The 5008-nt window shown below is 67.3% G+C and carries 2 protein-coding genes and 2 pseudogenes; all 4 read left to right on the top strand.

Features of this window, described 5'->3' with window-relative positions; translation table 11 throughout:
• Positions 1-486 (top strand): annotated as a pseudogene (locus ACTS1X_RS10775) (multiheme c-type cytochrome); the annotation flags it as partial.
• Positions 487-500: 14 nt separating this feature from the next.
• A complete protein-coding gene (locus tag ACTS1X_RS10770) occupies positions 501-2468 on the top strand; it encodes a heme-binding protein (RefSeq protein ID WP_442614396.1) in 1968 nt (655 codons plus the stop codon).
• Positions 2469-2472: 4 nt separating this feature from the next.
• Complete coding sequence (locus ACTS1X_RS10765; RefSeq protein ID WP_442614395.1) at positions 2473-4410, top strand: hypothetical protein; 1938 nt, start codon at positions 2473-2475, stop codon at positions 4408-4410.
• Positions 4410-5008: pseudogene (locus ACTS1X_RS10760) on the top strand (hypothetical protein); the annotation flags it as partial. The gene ACTS1X_RS10765 and the pseudogene ACTS1X_RS10760, both read left to right, overlap by 1 nt.

Below are 5008 nucleotides of genomic sequence, written 5' to 3'. Positions count from 1 at the left end.
GGCTTCCCTTCCTATCAGGACGAGAACATGATCATGCTGTCAGCGGCCGCGCGCGTTGTCGCGCCGGGTCTCGCCGACCGCTTCGACCGCGACAGCCGGGCCTTTCACGGCGCGCTCGCCGAGGGGCGGAGCGCGGCGACCGCGGCGGCCGCGCAACTGCGCGACAGCGCCCGGCAGCTCGGCAACGCGTTCGCCTCGGCCAACTTCAACCGCCAGCAGAGCTTCGCGATCATCGATGCCGTTTCGTCCGAGGCGATCCGGGCGCGCTACACCGATTACGAGGGCAGTGTGCAGGCGGTCATGGCGACTGACACGCTGCTCAACGCGCTGGTCAGCCAAGGCATGATCGGCGAGGGCGCGGTCGGCGGCATCCGGGCGGATATCAACGCGGCCTATGCGGCGGTTCGCGAACCCAATGCCTATCGGCCGCTCGAATTCCGGCAAGCGCTGGGCCGGGCATCGACGGCGATCGGACGGTTGCGGTGAGGAGCGGTTCGCGATTGACAGCGCTGCTGACCGCCAGCGCCTTCGTGCTCGCCTCGTGCGGCGGTGGAGGCGGCGGCACGCCGGGCAACACGCAGGGCAACCCCGCGCCGCCGCCCCCGCCTCCCCCGCCGCCTGCCGTCACCCAATATGCGGTGCCCGCCCAGGAAGCGCTGTCCGCCGCCGATGTCCGGCAGGTCATCGCCCAGGCAGCGGGCGAAGCGACTGCGCGCGGCCTGCCGGTCGCGATCGCCGTGGTCGACCGGGTCGGCAATGTCCTCGCCGTCTACGCGATGGACGGGGCCAATCTCTCGCTCCGCGTCCCCTCGCCGCCCGGCCCCGATTTCGACCTGCAGGGAACGGTTCTTCCCGCGCCGGCGGCGGCGGTCGGGGCGATCGCCAAGGCGATCACGGGCGCCTATCTCTCGTCGGCCGGAAATGCCTTTTCGACGCGCACCGCGAGCGAGATCGTACAGGAGCATTTCCCGCCCGCGCCGACCACCGCGGGCCTGGAAAGCGGGCCATTGTTCGGCGTGCAGTTCAGCGCCCTGCCCTGTTCGGACCTCGTCCGGCGCTTCACCGGCGGAGGCGGTCCGTCCGCGCTGATCGGTCCGAAACGCTCGCCGCTCGGCCTGTCGGCGGATCCCGGCGGGTTTCCGCTCTATCGCAACGGCGTCGTGGTCGGCGGGGTCGGCGTGATGGGAGACGGCGTCTACGGCTTCGATCCCAACCGGCTCGACAACGACAATAGCGACGAGGAAGCGATCGCGCTCGCCGCGACGGTCGGCTTCGAGCCGCGGCGCGGAATCCAGGCGGACCGTATCCCGGTCGACGGCACGACGCTCAAATATTCGGACGCCGATACCGGCGACTTCCGGAGCAACCCCAACGCGCCGCCCGCCTTTGCCGCGATCGCCGGCGGCCTGGCCAGCGTCCCCGGCTATTTCGATGCGGCCGGCGGCGTGCTCGCCGGCACGGCCTACGGAACCGAAGCGTCGGGCATCCGCGCCTCGACGGTCGGCGAATTCTCGATCCGCGACGCGTTCGTCCTGTCCAACGGTTCGGGTACGAACCGCTTCCCGATCCGCGCCGGCACGGACGGCGCGGACGTGACGGCACCGCTGACGTCGACCGAGGTGACGGCAATCCTCGAGGAGGCCTTTGTCATCATGCGCCGCGCGCGCGCGCAGATCCGGCGGCCGCTCGACAGCCGCGCGCAGGTGACGATCTCGGTCGTTGACACGCATGGCGAGATTCTCGGTATCGTCCGCTCGCCCGACGCGCCGATCTTCGGCATCGACGTCTCGCTCCAGAAAGCGCGGACCGCCGCGTTTTTCTCCAACGCCAATGCCGCGACCCTGCTGCTCGGCAATCCGAGCGCGGACGTGAACGGTTTCGTCCAGGCCACCCGCGATTTCCTCGGCGATCCCAACGCGCTGACCGGGCAGTTCGCCTTTGCGGACCGCTCGGGCGGCAATCTTTCGCGGCCCTTCTTCCCGGATGGAGAGGTCGGCCGGCCGCCCGGCCCGCTGTCGCGTCCGATCGACAGCTTCAACCCCTTCTCGACCGGCCTTCAGTCGGCGCTGATCCTCGATAATGTGCTGACCCATGTCGGCTTCATTTTCGGGATGAATGCCGATACGCCCGCGCGCTGCACGGCGACGCCCGACGTCGCGCCCGGCCAGAACCCGCTCGAAAACGGCATCCAGATCTTTCCCGGTTCGGTGCCCATCTATCGCGGCAACGCGCTGGTAGGCGGGATCGGCGTATCGGGCGACGGCATCGACCAGGACGACATGATCAGCTTCCTGGGCACCCACAACGCCTCGGTTCGGGTCGGCGGGATCAACAACGCGCCGCCAGAGATTCGCGCCGACCGGATTACGGTGAATGTCGGCGGAACCGATGTCCGCCTGCGCTATGTCAGCTGCCCGTTCGCGCCGTTCCTCGACACCGACGAAAACAACGTCTGCCAGGGCTTGTAGGCAGATGACGGCGGCGGCTCCCCTGATCTGCATCGCCGCCGCGGCCCAGGCAGCGGGCGCCTATGGTCCGCCGCCGCCCTTCGCTTCGGCGCTCGCGCTGGCCACCGCCATGGCCGAGCCGCGCGGCAGCGAGATGCGCCGCCGCGTTCCCGGCGAAGACGAGACGGGTCTCAACGAAATCCAGATCGAAGACGTGATGGAGCCGGGCGATGCCGACGAGACGCTGATCGAGGACCGGCGCCGTCCGGGCGTTCCGCAGCGCGACCTGCCCGATCCGGTAACGCAGGAAAATGTCGGCGCGGTCCGCGCCCCGCCGCCCCAGGCCTTTCCGGGCGACCAGTTCCCGGTACCCGACCGGTGGCGCATCGTGGAATCGATCGGCGTCAACGAGAACCTGCTCGATCCCTATAACCAGAACACGCTCAAGGGCGACCGGCCGATCCCGCTCGGCGACCTGCCCGACTGGCTGCCGATCAATGGCGACGACTGGTTCTTCGTCGTCAACGCCGTGTCCGACACGGTGATAGAGCCGCGCAGCTTCCCGACCCCGGTCGGCGTCCAGACCACGACCGAACCCGACAGCCTTGACGTGTTCGGCCAGGCGGACAGCCTCGTTTTCGCCCAGACCTTCATCACCGGCGTGGCGCTGATCAAGGGGTCGACCGCCTATCGTCCGCCGGACGTCGAATATCGCGTCACGCTCGCGACGCAGTTCAACTATGTCGACGTCAACGAGCGGCGCATCCTGTTCGTCGAGCCGAGCCGGCCGAGCCATCGGTTCGACTGGTTCACCGGCGTGCAGGAACTGTTTTTCGACTATCACTTCCGCAACACGTCGCGCCGCTACGATTTCGATTCCGTTCGCCTCGGCATTCAGCCCTTCAACGCCGATTTCCGCGGTTTCCTGTTCCAGGACAACCAGCTCGGCATGCGCTTTTTCGGCACGCGCGACAACAACCGGCTCCAGTACAATCTCGCCGCCTTCATGCGTCTCGAGAAGGACACCAACTCCGGTCTCAACGATCTCTTCGCGACGCCCCGGTCCGATTATGTCTTCCACGCCAATCTGTATCGCCAGGATCTGCCGATTCCCGGGCTCACCAGCCAGTTCAGCGTCACCTACAACATGAACCGCGAGCGCACCGACGTGGAGATCGACGACAACGGCTTTCCCGTGCGCCCGGCGCTGCTCGGGTCGCTGCGCGGCCGCAACTACGATGTCGTCTATCTCGGCTATAACGCCGACGGCCGGATCGGGCGGTTCAACCTGTCGGCGTCCGCCTATCTGGCGCTGGGCGAAGACCGGAACAGCTTCTTCACCGACGAACCCGCCGACATCTTCGCCTATTTCGGCGCGGCCGAACTCAGCTACGATGTGGACTGGATGCGTTTCCGCCTCTCCGGTCTCTATGCGAGCGGCGACGGCGATCCGTACGATAATACCGAGCGCGGCTTCGACGCGATCTTCGAGAATCCGATCTTCGCTGGCGCCGACACCAGCTACTGGATCCGCCAGGTCATTCCCTTTGCGGGCGGCGGGCGCGCGATCGGCGTCAACGGCCGCAACGGCATCCTCAATTCGCTGCGCAGCTCCAAGGAGCAGGGCCAGTCCAATTTCAACAATCCGGGAACGATCCTGGTCGGCGTCGGCGCCGATTTCGACATCACGCCCGAAATCCGCCTGTCGGCCAACGCCAACCATCTCTGGTTCGAGGACACCGACAGCCTGCAGGCGCTGCGCAACGAGGGCAGCATCCCGAGTTCGATCGGCTATGATCTTTCGGCCGCCGCGATCTGGCGGCCCTCCGCGATCCAGAATATGGTGTTCCGCCTGTCCGGCGCGGTCTTCGAAGCCAGTGAAGGCTTTTCCGACCTGTTCGCGCAGGACCGGCGCTCGGGCACCTATTATTCCGTCCTCTTCAACGCGATACTGACCTACTGATGGCGGGCTGGTTCACCCTTCCGCGGATCGCGATGCTGCTGGCGGTGGCCGGGATCCTGTTCGCGACCGTCGCGAGCCCGGGCGGCGCGGCGGAAGGCGAACAGGCCGTCGAACGCGATTATGCCGCCGCCGGCGTGCTCGCCGAACCGGCCCCGCGCAACCAGAGCCAGGAAGAGGCCGATGCGAAAAGCGCGGGCTGCGTCAGCTGCCACACGGCGTCGGACGAACTGACCATGCATGCGAGCCCCGCGGTGACGCTTGGCTGCACCGATTGCCATGGCGGCAACCCGAACGTCGCGCTGACGAACGGCGCGCTCGATTTCGACGATCCGGCCTATCTCGACGTCCAGAACCGCGCCCATGTCCTGCCGCGCTACCCGGAAAGCTGGCACTGGCCGTCGAGCGCGAACAGCAACCGCACCTATACGCTGCTGAACCGGGAGAGCCCCGAATATATCCGCTTCGTCAATCCGTCCGACTATCGCGTCGTGCGCGAAGCCTGCGGCGCCTGCCATATCGAAGTGATCGAGGCCGCCGAGCGATCGCTGATGGCGACGGGCGCGATGCTCTGGGGCGGCGCCTCCTACAATAACGGTAT

Source organism: Parasphingopyxis sp. (genome assembly GCF_052168275.1).
Taxonomy (GTDB): Bacteria; Pseudomonadota; Alphaproteobacteria; order Sphingomonadales; family Sphingomonadaceae; genus Parasphingopyxis.
The sequence above is the reverse complement of the archived record's forward strand: the minus strand, read 5'-3'. Positions and strand labels throughout refer to the sequence as shown.

Bases quoted from the DNA above. Each gene is read 5' to 3' on its own strand.
- ACTS1X_RS10765 (WP_442614395.1), top strand. From the start codon at position 2,473: ATGACGGCGGCGGCTCCCCTGATCTGCATCGCCGCCGCGGCCCAGGCA.